Genomic DNA, 22525 nt, shown 5'->3' on the forward strand with positions numbered 1-22525 from the left:
ACCATCTCAACCGACGCTCCCCTCAAGGCTGATGGCGACGAGGTTCTGCGCCTCGACCATGAACTCCATGGGCAGGACCTGAAGCACCTCGCGGCAGAAACCGTTGACGACCAGCGCCACGGCCTCCTCCTCGGTCATCCCGCGCGAGCGGCAGTAGAAGAGCTGATCCTCGTTGACCTTCGATGTGGTCGCCTCGTGCTCCACCTTGGAGGTGGTGTTGCGAACCTCGATATAGGGGACGGTATGGGCCCCGCAGCGGTCGCCGATGAGCAGCGAATCGCACTGCGTGTAGTTGCGGGAATGTTCGGCCTTGGGGTGCATGGAGACCAGCCCCCGATAGGTGTTCTGCGCCTGCCCTGCGCTGATCCCCTTGGACACGATGCGCGACTTCGTGCGCTTGCCCAGATGGATCATCTTGGTGCCCGTATCGGCCTGCTGGGCATTGTTGGCGATGGCGATGGAATAGAACTCGCCCTGCGAATGTCCCCCCGCAGGATGCAGGAGGGATATTTCCAGGTGATCGCCGATCCCGTCTCCACCTGCGTCCACATCACCTTGGAGCGGTCGCCGCGGCAGTCGGCCCGCTTGGTGACATAGTTGAGGATGCCGCCCTTCCCCTCGGCATCGCCGGGGAACCAGTTCTGGACGGTGGAATACTTCACCTCCGCATCCTCCTCGGCGATGATCTCCACCACCGCGGCATGAAGCTGGGCCGTGTCGCGACGCGGCGCGGTGCAGCCTTCGAGATAGCTCACATAGGCGCCCTTGTCGGCGATGATCAGGGTGCGCTCGAACTGGCCGGTATTCTCTGCATTGATGCGGAAATAGGTGGACAGCTCCATCGGGCAGCGCACGCCCGGCGGGACATAGACGAAGGATCCGTCCGAGAAGACGGCGCTGTTGAGCGTGGCATAGAAGTTGTCCGAAGGCGGCACCACCGAACCCAGATACTTCCGCACCAGGTCGGGATGTTCGCGGATCGCCTCGCTGATGGAGCAGAAGATCACACCGGCCTTGGCCAGCTCCTCGCGGAAGGTGGTACCGACGGACACGCTGTCAAAGACGGCATCCACCGCCACCTTGCGCTCTGCTCCCTGGACGCCGGCCAGGATTTCCTGCTCGCGCAGGGGGATGCCGAGGCGGCGATAGGTCTCGAGCAGCCTCGGGTCGACCTCGTCGAGCGATTTCGGCCGCACCTCCATGCTCTTGGGGCGGGCATAGTAATACTGCTTCTGGAAGTCGATCTTCGGCAGCCGCAGCATCGCCCAGTCCGGCTCCTCCATCCGCTGCCAGCGGGCATAGGCCGCCAGGCGCCATTCGGTCATCCAGGCGGGTTCGTCGTTCTTGCGGCTGATGAGGCGGATGATGTCCTCGTTGAGACCGAGCGGGGCATAGTCCGTCTCGATCTCCGTTTCCCAGCCGTATTTGTAGGTGCCCAGCGAGGCCACGGCGGCAACCGTCGCCTCGTCCACACCGTCGCGGACCTCCAGTTCGGAACGGGTATCGAGTGCAGCCATGCTTTCCTTCCTTGTCGCAGGCCCCGCTCAGGCGGCGCGGCTCTTGTGTTTCTTCAGGGCGGCGGACCAGGCATCGGCCAGGCGCAGCACCTCGTCCTCCGTCACGGCGGGACCGAGCGAGACCCGCATCGCGCAGGCCGCATCGCCCTCGGCAAATCCCATGGCACGCAGGGTCCGGCTGGCCCGGACCTTGCCGCTGGAACAGGCCGAACCGGAGGAGACGGCAAATCCCGCCAGATCCATCGCCATCACCTGCGTTTCGCCCTTCCATCCGGGGGTGAGCGCCAGCATCGTATTGGGCAGACGCGCAACCCCGCGCCCGACGAATATGGTGCCAGGCGAGGCCGCCTCAAGGGCGTTTTCTAGAATGTCTCTAAGTTGTGCCACGCGCTCCCACAGGCCGTCGGCGAGATCGCGCAGGGCGGCCCTGGCGGCAGCGGCCATGCCGGCGATGGCGGGCACATTCTCGGTGCCGGCGCGCCGTCCCATCTCCTGCCCGCCGCCCTTTGCGCGGGGTTCGGGATGATGGCCGCGCGGCAGGATCAGGGCGCCAGCCCCCTTGGGCCCGCCGAACTTGTGCGCCGACAGGATCGCCATGCCGACCCCCGCCCAGTCATGCGCATAGGGAAGCCGCCCGATCCCCTGGGTGACATCGCTGACAGCAAGCCCTGCCGGCAGGGTCTGCACCACGCCCGTTTCCGAATTGGCAAGCTGGAGGGTGCTGCCGGCGGGATCCTCGACCGTCACGCGACCGTCGCGGTCCACCGGCAGGCTTGTCTCCACCCAGGCGGCAACCGCGTCATGTTCCACCGCCGCCCCCTTCAACCCCCGTCCGGCCAGCGCCAGCGCGGCCGCCTCGGTTGCCCCGGAGGTGAAGACAAGATCCGACTGCGTGGCGCCCAGCGCCTCGAGCAGATCCTCGCGGGCACGCTCCACCAGGGCCCTTGCGGCACGCCCCTCGGCATGGACCGAGGACGGATTGCCCACCACATCGAGCGCCTCGGCCATCGCCGCCCGGGCCTCGGGACGCAGCGGCGCGGTCGCGTTCCAGTCGAGATAGACCCTCATTCGTCCACGAGCTCGAACAGCGCCGGGACCGCCGGACAGGGCGCGAGCTGATTGCGCACGACATCCGCCAGCCGCGTCTGATGCAGGAAGACATAGACATGCGCCGACAGCCCCTCCCAGAGCCGGTCGGTCAGCACCTGCGCCTCGGTGCCCGTGTTGGCGCCATGGGCGCCCGCCCCCTTGTGCAGCGCGCTCACGGTTTCATCCACGGCGGCCAGGATCTCCGAGACGCGGATCTCCGATGCCGGCCGGCCGAGGCGGTAGCCCCCTCCGGGGCCGCGCACCGATTCGACAAGCCCCATCCGCCGCAGCTTGACGAAGAGCTGCTCGAGATAGGGCAGCGACAGATCCTGCCGCCGCGCGATCTCGCCCAATGTGACCAGGGCGCCGTCCGGCTGCATCGCCATGTCAGCCAGTGCCACCATTGCATAGCGTCCCTTGGTCGAAAGCTTCATGGTTCATCCCAGGCCGTTGACGCGCACGGGCGGCATGATTACCTCCCGTCCGCACATGGCTGCACCGGTGCGACCGGGGCAGCCTGTTTAGAACGACTCTAAGGTGTCCGACGGTTTCCGTCAAGAAACCGTGGATCCGGATGTGAGGGGACTGGATGCCCGAAGTCATCTTCCCCGGCCCCGAGGGCCGGCTCGAAGGCCGCTATCATCCGCAGAAGGATCGCGACGCCCCGATTGCCATCATCCTGCACCCGCATCCCCAGTTCGGGGGGACGATGAACAACCGGGTGGTCTACAACCTGCATTACGCCTTTTACGAGATCGGCTTCACCGTGCTGCGCTTCAACTTCCGCGGCGTGGGGCGGAGCCAGGGCGAATACGATCAGGGCGTGGGCGAGCTGTCGGATGCGGCGGCGGCGCTTGATTATCTGCAATCCATGAACACCAGCGCCAAGCATTGCTGGGTCGCCGGCTTTTCCTTCGGCGCATGGATCGGGATGCAGCTCCTGATGCGGCGGCCGGAGATCACCGGCTTCGTCTCGGTCGCTCCGCCGGCGAACATGTATGATTTCAGCTTCCTTGCGCCCTGCCCGGCCTCGGGGCTCATCATCAACGGCTCGGCCGACCGCGTGGCCCCGCCGGCCGATACCCTGGCCCTGGTCAACAAGCTGCATGAACAGAAGGGGATCACCATCACCCATGAGGTGATCGAGGGGGCCGGCCACTTCTTCGAGGATCCGCACATGGATCGCATGATCGAGACGGTGAAGGCCTATGTCCGCCGCCGTCTGACAGAGAAGACGCGCTGAGGGGCACTGGCGCATGGGTGTCGCATGGGTGTGATCGAGGATCTGGCCGACGCCCTGGCGCGGGACGTGATCGCCGCGGCCGAGGAGCTGGGCGACGAACAGCTCATCGCCGAGATCGGCTCGGTCCTCGGCGCGTCCTCTCCGACCACGCAGGAGGCCTTCATGACCTCGGTGCGGGTGCGGCTGGCCGAACGCCGCGCCCGCAGGGTCCTGGCCGAACGGCTTTCGGCGGCCGCGACGGCGCGGCAGGACAGCTCTGCCCCCTCCTTCCCGACTGCGCCGGGTCGAGGCGGCCTCTGATCCTCTGGCGTTAACCGGATCTTTACCTTTTCCTGGCATCACCGGGGGCAGGAGGATCATGAAACCGATGCGCCGCCCCCGCAGTATACGACGGCATACCCTACCCTTTGCCGGCCGGTCGCGCTATAGCGGCCGCGAACAGCGCCAGAGGGAGTCCCGATGTCGAAGATCAAGGTAGAAAACCCTGTCGTCGAGCTCGACGGCGACGAGATGACCCGGATCATCTGGGACTTCATCAAGAAGAAGCTGATCCTCCCCTATCTCGACATCGACCTGAAATATTACGACCTGTCGATCCAGAACCGCGACGCGACCGATGATCAGGTCACCATCGATGCGGCCCATGCGATCAAGGAATACGGCGTCGGGGTGAAATGCGCCACCATCACCCCCGATGAGGCGCGTGTGCAGGAATTCGGCCTGAAGCAGATGTGGAAGTCCCCCAACGGGACGATCCGCAACATCCTGGGCGGCGTGATCTTCCGCGAGCCGATCATCTGCCGCAACGTGCCGCGCCTCGTGCCGCACTGGACAAAGCCCATCGTCGTCGGTCGGCATGCCTTTGGCGACCAGTACAAGGCCACCGATTTCCGGTTCCCCGGCAAGGGCACGCTCAGCATCCGCTTCGTGGGAGAGGACGGCGCCGTGATCGAGAAGGAGGTCTTCCAGGCCCCCGGCGCCGGCGTGGCCATGGCGATGTACAACCTCGACCAGTCGATCATCGACTTCGCCCGTGCCTCCTTCAACTACGGGCTGGCGCGCAACTTCCCGGTCTATCTCTCGACCAAGAACACGATCCTCAAGGCCTATGACGGCCGCTTCAAGGACCTGTTCCAGAAGGTCTTCGACGAGGAATTCGCCGAGGAGTTCAGGAAGCGCGGCCTGACCTACGAGCACCGGCTGATCGACGACATGGTGGCCTCGAGCCTCAAATGGTCGGGCGGCTATGTCTGGGCCTGCAAGAACTATGACGGCGACGTGCAGTCCGACACCGTGGCGCAGGGCTTCGGCTCGCTCGGCCTGATGACCTCGGTGCTGATGACGCCCGATGGCAAGACCGTGGAGGCAGAGGCCGCTCACGGCACCGTCACGCGCCACTACCGCGAGCACCAGAAGGGCAAGGAGACCTCGACGAACTCCATCGCCTCGATCTTTGCCTGGACCGGCGGCCTGAAGCACCGTGCCAAGCTCGACAGCAATGCCGAACTGCTGCGCTTTGCCGAAACGCTCGAGCGGGCGACCATCCAGGCGGTGGAAGATGGCTGGATGACCAAGGATCTGGCGCTGCTCGTGGGGCCGGATCAGAAATGGCTGACCACGATGGGCTTCCTCGAGAAGGTGGATGAGTATCTGGGCCGTGCGCTCGGGGGCTGAGACGGCGCATACCCCTCTGGACGACGCGCAGGGGTTGGCAGCGGGCGCCGTCCTTGCCGCCTTCGGCATCGTGGTGCTGACGCATCTGGGCCTCGTGACGGGTCAGACGGCGGGCCTTGCGGTGCTGATCTCCTACGCGACGGGGCTGCCCTTCGGCCCCGTCTTCTTCCTCATCAACCTGCCCTTCTACTGGCTGGGCTGGCGCCGGATCGGTCGGGACTTCGTCATCAGGACATTCCTGGCCGTCGCCGCGGTCTCGGCGCTGACGATGGCGATGCCGCGATGGGTGTCCTTTGCCCATCTCGATCCGCTGTTCGGAGCCGTGCTGTTCGGCCTTGTCTCGGGGGTGGCCCTGCTGGCGCTGTTCCGGCATGGCGCCTCGCTCGGGGGGGTGGGGATCCTCGGCCTGCTGATCCAGGACCGCACCGGATTCCGCGCAGGCTGGACACAGCTTCTCTTCGATGCGGCCCTGTTCGGGGTCGCGCTCCTGCTCATCGAATGGCAGACCGTGGCCATCAGCGCATTGGGGGCGCTGGTGCTCAATCTCGTCATCGCGATCAACCATCGGCGCGATCGCTACGTGGCCACCTGAGGCGCAGAGAAACGCGCGGAACCGCCCCCTGAGGAGTCGCGTTGGGACGGCACCTCACGCCGGTGCGAGCGAACGCACGGCACTCCTAGGGAAGGCCACATATGAACGGTATCATCTATCTGATCGGCTTGGTCGTTGTCGTCCTTGCCGTTCTTTCTCTGCTGGGGCTGCGCTGACCATGGCCGAACGGACCACGATCCTCACCCCGCCCCCGGCCACGTCTGCGACACCGGCTCACTACGTGGATTGGCCCGCCATCCTGGCCGGCGCCGTCGTGGCTGCGGCCATCGGCGTGGTCTTCGCCGGCTTTGGCGCGGCGCTGGGGCTTTCCGCCCTGTCTGCCGAACGCGGCGAAGGCAGCGGGACCGTGTCGCTGATCCTGACGGCTCTCTGGGCCCTGATCACGCTGCTCCTGGCCTATGGGGCTGGCGGCTATGTCGCCGGTCGGATGCGGCGGCGCGTCGATGTCGCCACGGGCGAGGAGGTGCAGGCCCGCGATGCCCTTCACGGGATGGTCGTCTGGGCTCTCGGCATCCTGGTCGGCGCCTGGATGGCCGGCTCGGTCGTCGGGGCGGCGGCCAATGCGGTGGGCCATGTGGCCTCGGGTGCGGCCCGGACCGTCGGCGCCGTGGCCCAGGGCATGGGCACCGCCGCCGCGGGCGCAGCACAGGCGGCTGGCGAGGCCGCGGCGGGCGGGAACGGTCTGGACCTGTCCGGCTTCGATCCCATCGAGGCCATCAACAACCGTCTCCTGCGCGGCACGGGCGAGCGGATCGATTCGGATGTCTCCGTGTCGCCCGTGGTGCGCGACATCCTCTTCGAGGTTGCCCGCACGGGCGAGCTGACCGAAGGGGACCGCGCCATCCTTGCCGAGGAGATCGCCGCCAACAGCACGCTGACGCCGCAGGAAGCCGAAGCCCGGATCGATGAGGCCGTGGCCCGCCTTCAGGAGCTGCGCCAGCAGGCCGAGCAGGCGCTGGCACAGGCCGAGCAGGCCGCCCGCGATGCCGCCGAAACCGCCCGGCGTTCGGCGGTGCTGACGGGCTTCCTCGCGGCCGCTGCGGCAGTGATCGCCCTTGCAGCAGCCATGTATGGGGCAGGTCTCGGGCGGACGCCATCGCGACGAAGGACAGCTCCTGCGCTGGCTGCGCACCTGGTAACGGTCGCGCGGCCCTGCTTCGATCCGCAGCCGATTCCCGGACGATCCCCGGATCGGACGATTCCCGCAGGGGGGCGCTTCGGCGCCCCTCTGGCCTTTCGGAGCCCGAGCCACTATCTGCGCGGCTGATCCCGGACAAGAGACACTCATGGACATCCGCAACATCGCGATCATCGCGCATGTGGACCACGGCAAGACAACGCTCGTGGACCAGCTTCTCAGGCAGTCGGGCGCCTTTCGCGACAATCAGGCGGTCGCCGAACGGGTGCTGGACAGCAATGACATCGAGCGCGAGCGGGGCATCACGATCCTCGCCAAATGCACGTCCGTCGAATGGAAGGGCACGCGCATCAACATCGTGGACACCCCCGGCCATGCCGATTTCGGCGGCGAGGTGGAGCGCATCCTGAACATGGTGGATGGCGTCTGCCTGCTGGTGGATGCGGCCGAAGGGCCGATGCCCCAGACCAAGTTCGTCACCGCCAAGGCCCTCGGGCTCGGGCTGCGGCCCATCGTGGTGCTGAACAAGGTGGACAAGCCGGAGGCCGATCCCGACGCCGCTCTCGATGCCTGTTTCGACCTCTTCGCGGCCCTCGGCGCCAGTGATGAGCAGCTCGATTTCCCCCATCTCTATGCTTCGGGACGGGCGGGGTGGGCGGATGCGGAGCCGAACGGCCCGCGCAAGGACCTTTCGGCCCTTTTCGATCTGATCCTGCGTCATGTCCCGCCCCCCCGGCAGGCCGCCAACCGGGATCAGCCCTTCCGCATGCTGGCCACGACCCTGTCCTCCGATCCCTTCATCGGCCGCATCCTGACAGGCCGCATCGAATCGGGCACAGTGCGGGCGGGTGACATCGTGAAGGCCCTCTCGCGCGATGGCGAGCGGCTGGAACAGTTCCGTGTCTCCAAGGTCCTCGCCTTCCGCGGCCTGACCCAGACGGCGATCGAGATGGGCGAGGCGGGCGATATCGTCACCATCGCCGGCATGTCGAAGGCGACCGTAGCCGATACGCTCTGCGCGCCGGAGATCGACATCCCCCTGCCCGCGCAACCCATCGACCCGCCGACCATCTCTGTCACCTTCGGCATCAATGACAGCCCGCTGGCCGGGCGCGAGGGCAAGAAGCTCCAGTCCCGCGTGATCCGCGAAAGGCTGATGAAGGAGGCCGAATCGAACGTCGCCATCAAGGTGACGGATACGCCGGGTGGCGAGGCCTTCGAAGTCCATGGACGGGGCGAGCTGCAGATGGGCGTCCTGATCGAGAACATGCGGCGCGAGGGCTTCGAGTTGTCGATCTCCCGACCCCGTGTCCTCTTCCGCGAGGAGAACGGCCAGCGGCTCGAACCGGTCGAGGAGGTGACCATCGACGTGGACGACGAATTCACCGGCGTCGTGGTCGAGAAGCTGACCGGCCAGCGCAAGGGCGAACTGGTGGAGATGCGCCCCTCAGGGGCCGGCAAGACCCGGATCGTCGCCCATGTCCCCTCGCGCGGGCTGATCGGCTATCAGGGCGAATTCCTGACCGATACCCGCGGCACGGGTGTCCTCAACCGCCTGTTCCACGGTTGGACCCCCTACAAGGGCGAGATCCAGGGCCGTCGGCAGGGCGTGCTCGTCTCCATGGAGAATGGCGCCGCGGTGGCCTATGCGCTCTGGAATCTCGAGGAACGGGGGCGGCTGTTCATCAATCCGCAGGATCCCGTCTATGAGGGCATGATCATCGGCGAACATTCGCGCGACAACGACCTCGAGGTGAACCCGCTCAAGGGCAAGAAGCTGACGAATATCCGTGCCGCCGGCAATGACGAGAACGTCAAGCTGACCCCGCCCGTGCAGATGACGCTGGAACAGGCCATTGCCTATATCCAGGATGACGAGCTGGTGGAGGTGACGCCCAGCGCGATCCGTCTGCGCAAGCGTCATCTCGACCCCCATGAGCGCAAGCGCCAGGCGCGAGCGGCGGGCTGATCCGACTGCTCCCGGTGGGGCCGGCCGGGCCGGCCCCCTGAGCGGTCCTGCGCGGCCGGCACGACCGATGGTGTATCCCTCCGCCGGGGGCGGAGAGAATCAGGCGGGCGCGCCTTCCTCGACGATGACGAGGTCGCGTTCCGCCGCCCCCTTCGCATGCGCCAGCGCCGCCTGATAGGCGGGCGACTCATAGCAGGCGATCGCAGCCTCGAAGCTGGGAAAGCGGGCGACCACATTGCGCGGCCGGTCTTTCCCTTCCAGTTGCCGGTAACGCCCCCCCCGTGCCAGGAAGACCCCGCCATGTGCGGCGATGGCCTCGGTCGCAAGTCTGGCGTAACGGCCATAGGCCTCCGGGTCCGTCACCTCGACATGGGCGATCCAGAAGGCCCCCGGCCCGTTTTCGCGCGCTGTGGTCATGCCAGCACCCCCTCGATGACGGATTCGGCAGCACGGATGGCCGCCTCGGCATTGGCGGCGCTGGCCGCCCCGCCCTGCGCCAGATCGGGACGCCCCCGCCGCCCCGGCCGCCCAGTTCCGTGACGGCAGCCCGCAGGATATCCACGGCGGACAGACGCCCGGCCAGATCGGCCGTCACCCCTGCCGCCACGGCCGCCTTGCCGCCATCCTCGGCGATCAGGAGGATCGCACCGGATCCCATCTCGGCCTTCATGCCGTCGATCAGGGCGGGCAGATCCTTGCCCGTCACGCCGCGCAGCACCTGCGCCCGGAAGGGCACGCCCCCGATCTCGCGCATGGGGGGGGCGCCTGGGCGGATCCCCCCAGGGCGACCTGCCGGCGCAGCTGGGCCACTTCGTTCTGGAGGGCACGCCGCTCGTCCGACAGGGCGCGGACGCGCTCCACGACCTCGCCGAGGGGGGCCTTGAGGATCGCCGCAACCTCGGCCAGCCGCCGTTCCTGCGCGCGCAGGTGATCGAGAGCGGCCTGCCCGGTCAGCGCCTCGATCCGCCGCACCCCGGCCGAGGAGGCGCTGTCCCCCAGGATCACGAAGGCCCCCACATCCCCCGTGCGCACGACATGCGTGCCGCCGCACAGTTCGATGGAGTAGGCCCTGCCATCGATTCCCTTGCCCGATCCCGGCAGCACGCCCATCGAGACGACGCGGACCTCGTCCCCGTATTTCTCGCCGAACAGGGCCTGTGCGCCCAGGGCGCGCGCCTCGTCCGGGCTCATCAGACGCGTCTCCACCGGGGCGTTCTGGCGGATATAGGCATTCACCTCCGCTTCGACGCGGGCCAGCTCCTCATCCGTCAGTGCCTGACCATGCGTGAAGTCAAAGCGCAGCCTGTCGGGGGCATTGAGGCTGCCCCGCTGGGCGACATGCTCGCCCAGATTGCGGCGCAGCGCCTCGTTCAGCAGATGGGTGGCGGAGTGATTGGCACGGATCGCGGCACGGCGGTCATGATCCACCTCGAGCACGACGGCATCGCCCACGCTCAGAGGCCCGCGATCCAGCCTTGCCCGATGCGCGATCAGCCGTCCTTCGGCGAATTTCCGGGTGTCGAGAACCGTTGCGCCGCCGTCCCCTTCGCCAAGACGGCGCAGCCAGCCGGTATCGCCGACCTGCCCCCCTGCTTCGGCATAGAAGGGTGTCTGATTGCTGACGATCCAGACCGTCTCGCCTTCCTGTGCGGTCTGGATGGCCTCTCCGTCGCGGATCAGCGCCAGAACCTGCGCCTCGGCCTGTTCGGTGTCGTAGCCCAGGAACTCGGTGCTGCCCAGACGGGAGGCCAGATCGAACCACAGCGCGGCATCGCGGGATTCGCCCGAACCCGCCCATGAGGCACGGGCGCGGGCGCGATCCTCGGCCAGGGCGGCCTCGAAACCCGCGACATCGACGCCCCGCCCCTTCTCGCGCAGGGCATCCTGCGTCAGATCGAGCGGGAAGCCATAGGTGCCGTAAAGACGGAAGGCGGCTTCGCCCGGAAGGTCGGCGCCTTCGGGCAGCCGGGCCAGCTCCTCGTCCAGAAGGCGCAGACCGCGGTCGAGCGTCTCGCGGAACCGGGTCTCCTCGCGCCGCAGCGTGTCGGCGATCAGGGCCTCGCCGCGGACGAGTTCGGGATAGGCCTGCCCCATCTGGCGCACGAGCGCCGGAACAAGGCGGTGCATCACCGGATCTTGGGCGCCCAGCATCGCCGCATGGCGCATGGCGCGGCGCATGATCCGCCGCAGGACATAGCCCCGCCCTTCGTTCGACGGCATCACCCCGTCGGCGATCAGGAAGGCCGTGGAGCGCAGGTGATCGGCGATCACGCGATGATGGATCCGCCCCGGGCCATCCGGATCGCCGTCCGTTGCATGGGCCGAGGCTTCGATCAGGGCGCGCATCAGATCGGTGTCGTAATTGTCATGCTTGCCCTGCAGCAGCGCGCCGATCCGTTCGAGCCCCATGCCGGTGTCGATGGACGGGCGCGGCAGGGCTTCGCGCCGTCCGTCCTCGAACTGCTCGAACTGCATGAAGACGAGGTTCCAGATCTCGATGAAGCGGTCGCCGTCCGCCTCGGCACTGCCCGGCGGCCCGCCCCAGACCGAGGGGCCGTGATCGTAGAAGATCTCGGTGCAGGGGCCGCAGGGACCGGTGGGGCCCATCATCCAGAAATTGTCATGGGTCGGAATGCGGATGATCCGCTCCTCCGGCAGGCCGGCCACCTTGCGCCAGAGCGCCGCCGCCTCGTCGTCGGTGTGATAGACCGTCACCCAGAGGCGGTCCTTCGGAAGGCCGAAATCGCGCGTCAGCAGCTCCCAGGCGAAGGGGATCGCCTGCTCCTTGAAGTAGTCCATGAAGGAGAAGTTGCCGAGCATCTCGAAGAAGGTGTGGTGCCGCGCCGTGTAACCCACATTGTCGAGATCGTTGTGCTTGCCGCCGGCGCGGACGCATTTCTGCGCGGTGGTGGCGCGCCGGTAGGGCCGCGTCTCGAGCCCCGTGAAGACGTTCTTGAACTGCACCATCCCGCTGTTGGTGAACATCAGCGTGGGATCGTTGCGCGGCACGAGCGGCGAGGACGGCACGACCTCGTGGCCGTTGCGGGCAAAGAAGTCGAGGAAGGTCGATCGGATGTCGGCAAGACTGGTCATCGGCGGGCGTCCCCCTGGCGGTTCGGCTGGAATAGCCCCCGAGTCGGGGCGGGTCCAGTGGCTTGACCCCGGTATGGACCGGCAAGGGTTAACAATTTCATCCTGCAACGCGCGCTCCTGCCGCGATTCGCGCAACACCTCCCGCAGGGCACGAATCGCTGCCGCGGCGACAGCGCCCCGTTGCCGTGGATCGAGGCTCACCCGGGCTCAGCGGCATCCGTCCCCTGCCGGACGGGCGCCCTGGGAACCTCCGCCCGGCCTGTCCGGCCCGGTCAGGCACGCCTTCATGCCAGGAGCATGGCCCTTGACGCCGGGCGCCTCTTCGTCGGTTCCTTGAGGGCGGCTCGAGGGCGGCTTCGATGCCGGATGCGCAGCCCCTCCCTTGCGCCTCTGCCGACGCTCTGGTCATGTCGCCCGGCCATCCGCGAAGGACATGCCGCATGATCTACGACTCGCCCGAAGCCTGGCGCGCCGCACCGGAAAAGCATGTGCTGCTGTTCGGCATGTCGGGTCTGGGCAAGACCCATCTGGCCAAGATGCTGCGCGCCTCGCGCCGGTGGTTCCACTATTCGGTCGATTACCGGATCGGCACACGCTACATGGGCGATCTCATCGCCGACAACGCCAAGCGCGAGGCGATGAAGGTTCCCTTCCTGCGCGAACTTCTGCTGTCTGATTCGATCTATATCGGCTCCAATGTCAGCTTCGACAATCTGGAGCCCGTCTCGACCTATCTGGGCAAGCCGGGCGATCCCGCCCGCGGCGGCCTGCCCTTCGAGGAATACCGGCGCCGCCAGGCCGAATTCCGCGAGGCCGAGGTGAACGCCCTGCTCGACACGCCGCGCTTCATCGCCCGCGCGCGGGATCTCTATGGATATCCGCATTTCGTCTGCGACACGGGCGGGTCGATCTGCGAATGGGTGGACCCGGACGATCCCGACGATCCGGTGCTGCGCGTGCTGTCGGATCACTGTCTCATGGTCTGGATCGAGGGAAGCGAGGCGCATACCGCCGAGCTCGTCCGCCGCTTCGACCGCGCGCCCAAGCCCATGTCCTATCGCGAGGATTTCCTTCTTGCCATGTGGGATGGCTACCGCGCCGAAAAGGGGGTGCCGGAGGATCGTGTGGATCCGGACGATTTCATCCGCTGGACCTATGCGAAGGCCCTGGCCCACCGCCAGCCGCTCTATCGCGCGATGGCAGAACGCTGGGGCGTGACCGTCCCGGCCGAGACCATGGCGCGCGTCGGGGACGAGGCCGGCTTCATCGATGCCATTGCCGATGCGATCGGGGCACGAATGCGGGGCGGTTGAAGCCCGCCTGCCGCTGCCCTAGAACCGCCGCCCTCTTCCGGGGACCGACCATGCCGATCAAGCTGCCGCAGAACCTGCCCGCCTTCGATGTCCTCTCGCGCGAGGGGGTCATGGTGATGTCCGAAACCCGCGCCGCGCGTCAGGACATCCGCCCTCTGCGCATCGGCCTGCTCAATCTCATGCCCAAGAAGATCCAGACGGAGATCCAGTTCGCCCGTCTGATCGGGGCCACGCCGCTCCAGATCGAGCTGTCGCTGATCCGCATGACCTCGCACGAGACGAAGAACACCGCCGCCGAGCACATGGAGCAGTTCTACCGCCCCTTCGCCGCGGTCGAGGCCTCGGGCGAGAAGTTCGACGGCCTCATCGTCACCGGCGCCCCGGTCGAGCATCTGCCCTATCACGAGGTCACCTACTGGGACGAGCTGCGCCGCGTCTTCGACTGGAGCCGGACGCATGTCCATTCCACCTTCGGCGTCTGCTGGGGCGGGATGGCGATGGCCTGGCACTTCCACGGCATCGAGAAGCACATGCTCCCGCAGAAGGCCTTCGGGCTCTACCGGCATCGGGCGCTTGTCCCTGCCTCGCCCTATCTGCGGGGCTTTTCCGATGATCTGGTGGTGCCGGTCAGCCGCTGGACCGAGGTGCGCCGCGACGAGGCCGAGGCGAAGGGCCTGATCACCCTCCTGCACAGCGATGCCGTCGGCCCCTGCCTGATGGAGGACGCGGATCACCGCACGCTCTACATCTTCAACCATCTGGAGTATGACAGCGACACGCTCCGGCAGGAGTTCGAACGCGATGTCGCCGCCGGCCTGCCGATCCGCATGCCGCACGACTATTTCCCGGACGACGATCCCAGCCGCCCCGTGCCGAACCGCTGGCGCAGCCATGCGCATCTGCTCTACGGCAACTGGATCAACGAGATCTACCAGACGACGCCCTACGACATCGATGCCATCGGCCGCTAGCCTGATCGTCGCCCTGACCCTGGCCGCAGGCGGCGCCACGGCCGCAGGGGCGCACAGGCGGGCGGCGCGCGCGGCCATCACCCATCCGCCGGAGGGGCGTCTGATCGCCCTGCCGGACGGGCGGCGCGTTCATGCGGTCACGCGCGGATCGGGGCCGGATCTGGTGCTCATCCACGGGGCCTCCGGTTCCTCGCGCGACTGGACCTTCCGCTTCGTCGGGATGATCGAGGGGCGCTATCGCGTCACCGCCTTCGACCGCCCCGGCATGGGCTGGAGCGATCAGCCGCGTCCCGGCCTCGACCATCCCTTCTGCAACGAAGGGGCCAGCCCTGCCGAACAGGCCGCCATGCTGCGCGAGGCGGCCCGGCTGATCGGCCTGCAACGGCCCATCCTTCTGGGCCATTCCTACGGGGCTTCCGTCGCACTCGCCTGGGCTCTCGACGACCCCCAGGGAACGGCAGCGGTGGTCGATGTCGCGGGGGCGACCATGCCCTGGCCGGGACGGCTCGGACGGCTTTACCGGCTGAACGCCTCGCGTCTGGGCGGGCTGCTGCTGCCGCCGCTGCTCGCAGCCTTCGTGCCGCCCGCCCTCGTGCACCGGGCGATCGCCGCAACCTTTGCGCCTGATCCCGTGCCGCCGGGCTATGCCGCCCATTTCGGCCCGGACCTCACCCTGCGCCTGCGCAGCCTGCGCAGCAATGCCCGGCAGGTCGCCAGCCTGCGCCCGCATCTGGTGGCGATGGCGGCGCGCTATCCTGCGATCACGGTCCCCGTGGAGATCATCCATGGCGATGCCGATCCGACGGTGCCGCTCGAGGTCCATTCCCGTCCTCTCTGCCGCCTGATTCCCACCGCGCGGCTGACGGTGCTGCCGGGCATCGGCCACATGCCCCATCACAGCGCCCCCGCGGCGGTGATCGCCGCCATCGACCGCGCGCGGGATCGCGCGGGGCTCCGGACGCGGATTGCCCCTGTCCCGGCCGATCCCACATAAGGGCATGCACACAGGGCCCGTATCGGCAGGGAGACCAGCGGCTTGCACAAGCGCGGCTATCATCACGGCAATCTGCGTCAGGCCCTGGTCGAGGTCTGCCTGCGCCTGATCGCCGAACGCGGTCCCAACGGATTCACCCTGTCCGAGGCCGCGCGCGAGGCGGGTGTCACCCCCGCCGCCGTCTATCGCCATTTCGCCGGGCGCGAGGATCTGATCGCCGAGGCCGCGCGGCAGGGCTACGAGATCTTCGCCGACCTGCTCGACTATGCCTACAACGAAGGCCAGCCCTCTGCCCTTGCCGCCTTCGAGGCGACAGGCCGCGCCTATCTGGCCTTTGCGCGCAAGCATCCGGGGCATTACGTCGCCATGTTCGAATCGGGCATCTCGATCCAGCGCACACCCGAGCTCGCGCAGGCCGCGGCGCGCGCCACCGCCGTCATGGAGAAGGCCGCCGCCGACCTTTCGCGCCATATCCCGCCGGAGAAGAGGCCGCCCCCTTCGATGTTCGTGGCCCATGTCTGGGCCCTGTCGCATGGCGTGGTGGAGCTGTTCGCCCGCGGCGTCCCCGGCACGCGCAGCCCCTTTTCCCCCGAAGCACTGCTCGAATCCGGCATCGGGGTGTATCTGCGCGGCCTCGGTCTGATCCCGCCGGACATCTGATCCTTCCCCCAGAGAAGACGCTTGTTCAGTCTGGCCGTCGGAAACGGAGATTCGGATGAGTGTGTCGCTGGCGTCGCTGGCCTTGATCGCATCAGGTGTGGTCCGGCTCTGGACCGACTGCCCCTTTCCCTGTCTCGAACGGATCGAGACCCCGGCCGGCTGGTCCGTGACCGCCGCCGCCGTCCTGTGGAAGCAGGAACCGGACGGATTCGAGATCGCCCTGGCCCACGCCCTTGACCGCCAATGGGGCGCCTTCCAGCCCGTCGCCGGCCTGTCCCTGACATCCGGCGGCGATGTCTGGGCGGGTGCCGGTCTCCGCTGGAGATGGGGCAGCGATCGCCTCTGGCTGGAGGCGTCCTTCATGCCTGGGCTTTATGCGGCCGGCGATCACGACCTGGGTCATCCGGTCGAGTTCCGCAGCGCCCTGGCCCTTGTCTGGGGCCTTGATGACGGGGCCACGCTCGCGCTGACCGTCGATCACCGCTCCAACGGCAATCTCGGGAGAGAGAATCCGGGGATGGAGACGGTCGGGCTGCGCTGGTCCTGGCCCCTCGACTGAGCTAGCGGCTCAGCACCACAAGCGACCGTTCATCCCAGATCACCTGCGTCGGCGTGCCGACATCAAGAACGGGTTCCCCGATGAAATTCTTGTTGGAGATGGTCAGCGGCTCGGGCACGCCTTCGATGCGCACGTCGTAATAGGTCATGTCGCCGTAATAGACGACCTCATCGACGATACCGGGGGCCAGGCGGCGGTCGGTGGTCTCGCCGGGGAAGAGGATGCCCAGCGTCTCGGGACGGATGCCGACGATGGTGGAGCCGGTCACCGCTCCGCCGGGGGCCTGTTCGGGCGACACCTCGGCCCGGCCCAGCCCGGCCACATCCACGACGATCCGGCCGCCCTCGGCCGTCACATGGGCGGGCAGCATGTTCATCTTGCCGATGAAGCTGGCCACCTGACGGGAGTTGGGACGGCGGTAGAGCGTTTCGGGATCCGCCATCTGGGCGATGGAGCCCTCGAACATCACGGCGATGCGGTCGGACATGACCAGGGCCTCCTCCTGATCATGCGTGACCAGGATGAAGGTGATGCCGACATTGCGCTGGAGCTTGATCAGCTCCACCTGCATCTGCTCGCGCATCTTCTTGTCGAGGGCCGAAAGCGGCTCGTCGAGCAGCAGGACCTTGGGCTTGAGGATCAGGGCCCGCGCCAGGGCCACCCGCTGCCGCTGCCCGCCCGAGAGGGCATGGGCCGCACGGTTGCCATAGCCGCCAAGGCCCACCATCTCCAGTGCCTCGGCCACGGCACGCGCCTTCTCGGCCTTGCTGCGCGGATCGCGCCGGAGGCCGAAGCCGACATTCTCGGCCACGGTGAGATGCGGGAAGATGGCATAGGACTGGAACACCATGTTGGTGGGGCGCAGATTCGCGGGCACCCCCTTCATGTCCTGTCCGGCGATGGACAGGGTTCCCTGGCTTGGCTGCTCGAATCCGGCGATGGTGCGCAGCAGCGTGGTCTTGCCGCATCCCGAAGGGCCCAGCAGCGAGAAGAACTCGCCCTCGCGGATGTCGAGGTCGATACCCCGCAAGGCATGGTAATCGCCGTAATACTTGTGCACGTCGCGCAGACGGATCAGTGTCGGCCGCTCCTTGGCGGGCGCTGGCCGGGCGGGGACGGCCGGTGCAGGGGCGATGTCGGTCACAGGAACCCTCCGGAGTCCTTGATGCCGGCACGGGCCAGGCCGCGGCGGCGGAACCATTCGGCAATGATGAGAAGGGTGATCGACAGCGTCACGAGGATGGTCCCCAGTGCCATGATCACCGGAAGCGCGTCCACGAAGCGGGTCAGGCCGTAGATATAGACCGGCAGCGTCGGGTTCTGCCCGGTCAGGAACTGGGCCAGCACGAAATCGTCCAGCGAGATGATGAAGCAGATGAGCAGCGAGGAGACGATCCCCGGCATCACCAGGGGCAGCGTGACAAGCCGGAAGGCGCCCCACCGCCCTTCGCCCAGGTCCATCGCCGCCTCCTCGTAGGAGGGATCGAGATTCTGGAAGGCTCCGTTCAGGATCGCGATGGAGAAGGGCATGCAGATCACGGTATGGGCCGCGATCACCGTCCAGTTGGACAGGTCGAGGTCCAGGACCTGCCGCACGACAATCAGCAGCGCCACTGCCACGATGATCTCCGGCAGCACGAGGGGGAGCATGACAAAGCCCAGCATCGCCCGCTTGCCGGGGAAGGAGGCCATCGCCCCTGCCCGCGCCGCGCAGACCCCGAGTGTCGTTGCCAGCAGGGCCGTGACCGTCGCGATCACGAGAGAGTTGCGCAGCGCCTGATGCAGCGCGGGCGTGCTCCAGAGCTGTTCGAACCAGCGGGTGGAGAAACCGGCCAGCGGGAAGGCGATGATCGCCGCATCGTTGAAGGCGAAGATCGGCAGAAGCAGGATCGGCGCATAGAGGAAGGCCAGCATCAGGATCACATAGATCCGCAGGGGCCAGCCGCGCATCACGAACGCCCCCGCAGCCAGCGGCGATTGATCGCCACGAACAGCAGCGCCACCAGCACCACCACCGTCATCGTCACGAGGGCCAGCGCCGCCCCCAGCGGCCAGTTGTTGAGCTGGAGGAACTGCGCCTGGATCATGTTCGCCATCAGCCGTCCGCCTGCGCCCAGCATCAGCTCGGGCGTGACATAGTCTCCGATCACCGGGATGAAGACGATCAGCACCGCCCCCACGATTCCCGGCACCGCCAGGGGCAGCGTCACGCGCAGGAAGGTCGTCACCCGGTTCTCGCCCAGATCCTGCGCCGCCTCGAGCAGCGAACGGTCGATCTTCTCCAGCGCGACATAGATGGGCAGCACGGCGAACACGATATAGCTGTGCGAGAGGGCGATGATGACCGAACTGAGGTTGTAGAGCAGCACCTGCAACGGCTCTTCGATCACGCCCGCTGCCTGCAGGGCGGTGTTCACCACCCCGTTGAAGCCCAGGATCACCTTCCACAGGAAGATGCGGATCAGGTAGCTGGTCCAGAACGGGATGGTGATCAGGAAGAGCCAGAGCGACTTGCGGCCCGGATCGACGTGAAAGCTCACGAAATAGGCGATGGGGAAGGCCAGCACCACGGTGATGAGCGTCACCATCCCCGCCACGAAGAGAGAGACCGGCAGCACGCCCCAGCGCTGTGCATTGCCCCAGATGTAGACCGGGGAGGTGAAGATCTCGCGATAATTGGCGAGCGTCGGCGTCAGATCGAGGCCCACCCCCTGCTGGGTCATGAAGGAGACCGCCACGACGGTGACAAGCGGCAGGGCCAGCAGCAGCACGGCATAGAGGAAGGGTGGCGCCGCCAGCGCGGCGGCGCGGGCGCGGGGAGAGGATTCGAAGATAGCCATGCCTCGCGCGCTCGCCGCTGTCCTGTCCGGTCGGGATGTTCACCGAAGGGCTGCGAAGGTCAACGGGGAAGTGGCGGCACGCCCGCAGCCGATGCAGGGCGTCGCATCCCCGATACGCGGCCCGACATGCGAGGGGGCGGCGCCCTCCGGCACCGCCCCGCTGCGGAATCGTCCCCTGCGCGTCAGCGCTTGGAGAACTGGAAGCTGCGGCGTGCCTTGCGCTTGCCGTATTTCTTGCGCTCCACCACGCGGGCATCGCGGGTGAGGAAGCCGGCTGCCTTGAGGGCGGGGCGCAGCGCCGGATCATAGAGCTGGAGCGCCTTGGAGATGCCGTGCTTGACGGCACCGGCCTGCCCCGAGAGCCCGCCGCCGGAGACGGTGGCCATGACATCGAACTGTCCGTTCACCCCGGCCACGGCAAAGGGCTGACGCAGGATCATCTGCAGCACCGGACGGGCGAAATATTCGTTCATGTCCTTGCCGTTGACCGTCACCTTGCCCGAGCCCGGCCGCACCCAGACACGGGCGACGGCATTCTTGCGCTTGCCGGTGGCATAGGAGCGGCCGAATTCGTCGCGGACGGGTTCGCGCGCGGGGGCCTCGGCGACGACGGGGGTCTGGGCCGTGGCGGCCTGCGCAGCAGCCGCAGCGTCGGCGAGCTGGTCGAAGGACCGGATCTGTTCGGCCATGTTACGCAGTCCTCGTGTTCTTCGGGTTCATCGCGGCGACATCGAGACGCTCGGGCTTCTGGGCCTCCATGCCATGCTCGGGCCCGGCGAAGACGCGCAGATGGGACAGCTGCCGGCGGGCCAGGGCGTTCTTGGGCAGCATGCGGCGCACGGCATTTTCGACGACGCGTTCGGGATGGCGGCCTTCCAGGATCTGGCCCTGGGTGCGGCCCTTGATGCCGCCCGGATAGCCGGTGTGCCAGTAGAAGACCTTCTGGTTCCGCTTGTCGCCGGTGATCTGGACCTTGGCGGCGTTGATCACGATGACATTGTCGCCCATGTCCATGTGCGGGGTGAAGGTCGGCTTGTGCTTGCCACGAAGGCGCATGGCGACGATCGAGGCCAGGCGGCCCAGAACGACGCCCTCGGCGTCGATCAGGATCCACTTCTTCTCGATGTCCGCCGGGGTCGCGGTGAAGGTCTTCATCATCAGTCCCGGATGTGAGGGCGGGCCATCGCCCGCATCGGAATGGCCGGGTTCTACGCCGTCACCGCGCCAAGTCAACCCCGCATGAGTGAAATTATATCCTTTCAAAACAATGATTTAAAATGAAAGGTATCATGATACCACATCCTGCCCGGTCATCCTCCGGCCAGCGCCCCGAACTTCTCCTCCAGATAGGCCAGCAGCGGTCCCTCGTCCGGCTCCCGTCCGGCGGCCGCGGCCACGGTCTCGCGCGGGGGGCGCAGGGCACCATGCCGGTGGACGCGCTCCCGCAGCCAGGCGACGGCCGGCCCCGCCTCTCCGCGGGCCAGACAGGCATCCAGATCCGGGACCGCCGCGCGCAGCGCCGCATGCAGGCAGCCGGCATAGACATTGCCCAGCGCATAGGTCGGGAAATAGCCGAACAGCCCCACCGACCAGTGCACATCCTGCAGCATCCCCTGCGAGGGACGCTCTACGGCAAAGCCGAAATCCGCCAGAAAGCGGTCGTTCCAGGCCGCCTCGAGATCGGCCACGGCGAGATCGCCCCGCATCAGCGCCTGTTCGAGGTCGAATCGCAGCATGATGTGCAGATTGTACTGCACCTCGTCGGCCTCGGTGCGGATATGGCCGTCGCGCACGGCATTGACGGCGCGATAGAACGCCTCCTCCGAGGCGATGCCGAAATCGCCGAACAGATCGCGCATCCGGCCGTAGAGCCACCCCGCAAAGGCGCGGCTCCGCCCCAGCTGGTTCTCGTAGAGGCGCGACTGGCTCTCATGCACGCCCATCGAGGCCCCCTGCCCGACCGGCGTCAGCCGATGCGCGGGATCCACATTCTGTTCATAGGTCGCATGGCCGACCTCATGGATCGTCGCATAGAGGCAGTTGAAGGGATCCTCCGGGTTCGTGCGCGTGGTGATCCGTACATCGAGACCCGACCCCGACGAGAAGGGATGCACCGCCTTGTCGAGCCGCCCGCGGGCAAAGTCGTATCCGAAGACCGTCGCCACCTCGCGGGCAAGGGTCATCTGCGTCTCCTCCGCGAAGGGGCCGCGGAGGACCGGTGCCGGCGGCGCCGCACGCATTGCCGCGCGCAGGGCGACGAGGCGGGGGCGCAGCCGCGCGAACATCGCCGCCAGATCGGCCGAACGGGCACCCGGTTCATGGTCGTCCAGAAGGGCGTCATAGGGATCGCCGCCGTCGGCGATCGCCGCTCCCTCCTCGCGCCGCAGGGCGACGACCTCGCTCAGCACAGGCAGGAAGGCGCCGACATCCTCTGCCGCCCGCGCCTCGGCCCAGATCCCCTGCGCGCGCGAGGTGACGCGCGCAATCTCGGCCGCAAGCCGCGCGGGCACCTTGCAATGGCGTTCGTAGCTGCGCTGCAGGATGCGCAGGTTGCCCGCAGCCACCTCATCCTCGGCCACGGCCGCGGCCAGCCAGTCCCCAAGGCGCGGATCGGTTCGGCGCGCATGCAGGACGGCTTCGAGCGCCGCCATCTCTTCGGCCCGCTGGGGCGCAGCGCCCGGCGGCATCACGGTTTCCTGATCCCAGCCCAGCCGACCCATCACCTGGGCCAGCGCCTCGGTCTCGCGCTGAAAGGCCATCAGTTCGGCATAGGCGGTCATCGGGCGACTCTCCTCTCGGATCGGGGGCAGGATCGGGGCAGGATCGGACGGGGTGCCGGGGCCTCTCGGCGG

At 67.4% G+C, this 22525-nt stretch carries 21 protein-coding genes and 2 pseudogenes; 11 read left to right on the forward strand and 12 right to left on the reverse strand.

The features are described 5' to 3' along the window. Positions 1-6: 6 nt before the first annotated feature. The 3 genes and pseudogenes from sufB to iscR form a co-directional block, all read right to left on the reverse strand. Positions 7-1517 (reverse strand): annotated as a pseudogene (gene sufB, locus RUTHE_RS04465) (Fe-S cluster assembly protein SufB). A 27-nt stretch (positions 1518-1544) separates the two neighbouring features. Next, positions 1545-2585, reverse strand: coding sequence for a cysteine desulfurase family protein (locus RUTHE_RS04470; protein ID WP_021097106.1), 1041 nt, complete (start codon positions 2583-2585; stop codon positions 1545-1547). Further along, on the reverse strand, positions 2582-3040 hold the full coding sequence (gene iscR / locus RUTHE_RS04475; protein WP_021097107.1) for a Fe-S cluster assembly transcriptional regulator IscR: 459 nt from the start codon (positions 3038-3040) through the stop codon (positions 2582-2584). The genes RUTHE_RS04470 and iscR overlap by 4 nt, the downstream gene beginning before the upstream one ends. Positions 3041-3195: 155 nt before the next feature. Between iscR and RUTHE_RS04480 the strand changes: the two genes are divergently transcribed. The 6 genes from RUTHE_RS04480 to typA all read left to right on the forward strand — a co-directional run bounded on the left by RUTHE_RS04480 (position 3196) and on the right by typA (position 9243). Then, positions 3196-3849 (forward strand): alpha/beta hydrolase, encoded by a 654-nt coding sequence (locus RUTHE_RS04480; RefSeq protein ID WP_021097108.1) that lies wholly within the window; start codon positions 3196-3198, stop codon positions 3847-3849. Between the two features lie 24 nt (positions 3850-3873). Further along, positions 3874-4149 carry a hypothetical protein gene (locus RUTHE_RS04485; protein ID WP_021097109.1) on the forward strand — a complete coding sequence of 92 codons (276 nt, stop codon included), beginning with the start codon at positions 3874-3876 and terminating at the stop codon, positions 4147-4149. Positions 4150-4308: 159 nt separating this feature from the next. Next, positions 4309-5523: an NADP-dependent isocitrate dehydrogenase gene (locus RUTHE_RS04490; protein ID WP_021097110.1), complete on the forward strand. Its 1215-nt coding sequence runs from the start codon at positions 4309-4311 to the stop codon at positions 5521-5523. After that, a complete protein-coding gene (locus RUTHE_RS04495; RefSeq protein ID WP_021097111.1) occupies positions 5492-6115 on the forward strand; it encodes a YitT family protein in 624 nt (207 codons plus the stop codon). Before RUTHE_RS04490 ends, RUTHE_RS04495 begins: the two co-directional genes overlap by 32 nt. A 178-nt stretch (positions 6116-6293) precedes the next feature. Beyond that, a complete protein-coding gene (locus RUTHE_RS04500; RefSeq protein WP_021097112.1) occupies positions 6294-7403 on the forward strand; it encodes a hypothetical protein in 1110 nt (369 codons plus the stop codon). 19 nt (positions 7404-7422) lie between these two features. After that, positions 7423-9243, forward strand: coding sequence for a translational GTPase TypA (gene typA / locus RUTHE_RS04505; RefSeq protein WP_021097113.1), 1821 nt, complete (start codon positions 7423-7425; stop codon positions 9241-9243). A gap of 99 nt (positions 9244-9342) precedes the next feature. Here the strand turns inward: typA and RUTHE_RS04510 are convergent, their stop codons facing one another. The 3 genes and pseudogenes from RUTHE_RS04510 to alaS all read right to left on the reverse strand — a co-directional run bounded on the left by RUTHE_RS04510 (position 9343) and on the right by alaS (position 12336). After that, a complete protein-coding gene (locus RUTHE_RS04510) occupies positions 9343-9660 on the reverse strand; it encodes a DUF1330 domain-containing protein (RefSeq protein WP_021097114.1) in 318 nt (105 codons plus the stop codon). Between the two features lie 154 nt (positions 9661-9814). Continuing rightward, positions 9815-9997 (reverse strand): annotated as a pseudogene (locus tag RUTHE_RS18560) (hypothetical protein); the annotation flags it as partial. Next, complete coding sequence (gene alaS, locus RUTHE_RS04515; protein WP_021097115.1) at positions 9946-12336, reverse strand: alanine--tRNA ligase; 2391 nt, start codon at positions 12334-12336, stop codon at positions 9946-9948. The gene alaS and the pseudogene RUTHE_RS18560, both read right to left, overlap by 52 nt. 440 nt (positions 12337-12776) lie before the next feature. On the opposite strand from alaS, the gene RUTHE_RS04520 reads away from it, so the two are divergent. From RUTHE_RS04520 to RUTHE_RS04540, 5 genes are read left to right on the forward strand one after another with little or no spacing between them, the layout of a single operon-like run. Continuing rightward, positions 12777-13649, forward strand: coding sequence for a hypothetical protein (locus RUTHE_RS04520; protein ID WP_021097116.1), 873 nt, complete (start codon positions 12777-12779; stop codon positions 13647-13649). A 50-nt stretch (positions 13650-13699) separates the two neighbouring features. Continuing rightward, positions 13700-14620, forward strand: coding sequence for a homoserine O-succinyltransferase (locus RUTHE_RS04525; protein ID WP_021097117.1), 921 nt, complete (start codon positions 13700-13702; stop codon positions 14618-14620). After that, positions 14604-15614, forward strand: coding sequence for an alpha/beta fold hydrolase (locus tag RUTHE_RS04530; RefSeq protein ID WP_021097118.1), 1011 nt, complete (start codon positions 14604-14606; stop codon positions 15612-15614). Before RUTHE_RS04525 ends, RUTHE_RS04530 begins: the two co-directional genes overlap by 17 nt. A gap of 42 nt (positions 15615-15656) precedes the next feature. After that, positions 15657-16274, forward strand: coding sequence for a TetR/AcrR family transcriptional regulator (locus RUTHE_RS04535; protein ID WP_021097119.1), 618 nt, complete (start codon positions 15657-15659; stop codon positions 16272-16274). A gap of 55 nt (positions 16275-16329) precedes the next feature. Beyond that, positions 16330-16833: an acyloxyacyl hydrolase gene (locus RUTHE_RS04540; protein ID WP_021097120.1), complete on the forward strand. Its 504-nt coding sequence runs from the start codon at positions 16330-16332 to the stop codon at positions 16831-16833. 1 nt (position 16834) lies between these two features. On the opposite strand, the gene RUTHE_RS04545 is transcribed toward RUTHE_RS04540, so the two are convergent. The 6 genes from RUTHE_RS04545 to RUTHE_RS04570 all read right to left on the reverse strand — a co-directional run bounded on the left by RUTHE_RS04545 (position 16835) and on the right by RUTHE_RS04570 (position 22453). Beyond that, complete coding sequence (locus RUTHE_RS04545) at positions 16835-17968, reverse strand: ABC transporter ATP-binding protein (RefSeq protein ID WP_051150406.1); 1134 nt, start codon at positions 17966-17968, stop codon at positions 16835-16837. A gap of 5 nt (positions 17969-17973) precedes the next feature. Then, positions 17974-18783, reverse strand: coding sequence for an ABC transporter permease (locus RUTHE_RS04550; RefSeq protein WP_021097122.1), 810 nt, complete (start codon positions 18781-18783; stop codon positions 17974-17976). Continuing rightward, positions 18783-19673: an ABC transporter permease gene (locus RUTHE_RS04555; RefSeq protein WP_021097123.1), complete on the reverse strand. Its 891-nt coding sequence runs from the start codon at positions 19671-19673 to the stop codon at positions 18783-18785. The genes RUTHE_RS04550 and RUTHE_RS04555 overlap by 1 nt, the downstream gene beginning before the upstream one ends. A gap of 182 nt (positions 19674-19855) precedes the next feature. Next, entirely contained in the window at positions 19856-20362 is a 507-nt protein-coding gene (rpsI, locus tag RUTHE_RS04560) for a 30S ribosomal protein S9 (RefSeq protein ID WP_021097124.1), read from the reverse strand. Between the two features lies 1 nt (position 20363). Continuing rightward, complete coding sequence (gene rplM, locus RUTHE_RS04565; protein WP_021097125.1) at positions 20364-20828, reverse strand: 50S ribosomal protein L13; 465 nt, start codon at positions 20826-20828, stop codon at positions 20364-20366. Positions 20829-20983: 155 nt separating this feature from the next. Further along, on the reverse strand, positions 20984-22453 hold the full coding sequence (locus tag RUTHE_RS04570; RefSeq protein WP_021097126.1) for a carboxypeptidase M32: 1470 nt from the start codon (positions 22451-22453) through the stop codon (positions 20984-20986). Positions 22454-22525 lie beyond the last annotated feature (72 nt).

Origin of the sequence: Rubellimicrobium thermophilum DSM 16684, assembly GCF_000442315.1 — a bacterium.
GTDB classification, from domain to species: Bacteria; Pseudomonadota; Alphaproteobacteria; order Rhodobacterales; family Rhodobacteraceae; genus Rubellimicrobium; species Rubellimicrobium thermophilum.